Annotated in this window: 1 protein-coding gene; it reads right to left on the bottom strand. The window is 52.2% G+C overall.

Annotation, left to right across the window (positions count from 1 at the left end; genetic code table 11):
• On the bottom strand, positions 1–609 hold a 609-nt coding region (locus ATW55_RS08790), incomplete at its 3' end, for a hypothetical protein (protein WP_201024962.1).
• Positions 610–624 lie beyond the last annotated feature (15 nt).

Genomic DNA, 624 nt, shown 5'->3' with positions numbered 1-624 from the left:
CCCGGCCAGATCGAGCTTCGACTGTTTCTTGTCCGCTTCGTTTTCGGGCTTGGTCCAGATGGCGTAGGACCAGGGATATTCAACGCCATTCCTGCGAACGGCGTGTAATGCCACGATGTTCATCGCCCATGTGTAGACTTTGGTTGAACTGTCGTAGAGCCGATAGAGAAAGGGGATTCCCTTGGCGTATGGATGCGGGGCATGGGTATCGTCAAGCGCGAGGACATCTCCTTCTGTGAGGGCTGTATCCGCGTCTTCTTGAAGACGGGCTGTGCGTTTTTGGTTAAACAGATCCCATTGCGAAAATCCTGTCAGAAAGCGGCTGAGGGTCGATTGTGTAACATTCGAAATGCCGGCCATGCGCTGGAGCAAGCCGTCTGCATTGAAAAACGTGGCCAAAGCGTTTACAGATGAGCAACGGTTGATGAGACCAACGACATAGACAAAGGCGAGAATCCATGTGGCGGTGCCACGAACTTTAAAGATTCCCGATTGCGACAAAAGGAGCGAGAAGTCGAATCGATCCCAGAGTGTACGCAGAACAGGGGCGCCACCCACACGACTGAAAGACGAGAGTTCTTTGAATCCAGGTTTACATAAACGAGCCATGGTTCACACCCACAT

Source organism: Ferroacidibacillus organovorans, from assembly GCF_001516615.1.
GTDB lineage: Bacteria > Bacillota > Bacilli > Alicyclobacillales > SLC66 > Ferroacidibacillus > Ferroacidibacillus ferrooxidans_B.
The sequence above is the reverse complement of the archived record's forward strand: the minus strand, read 5'-3'. Positions and strand labels throughout refer to the sequence as shown.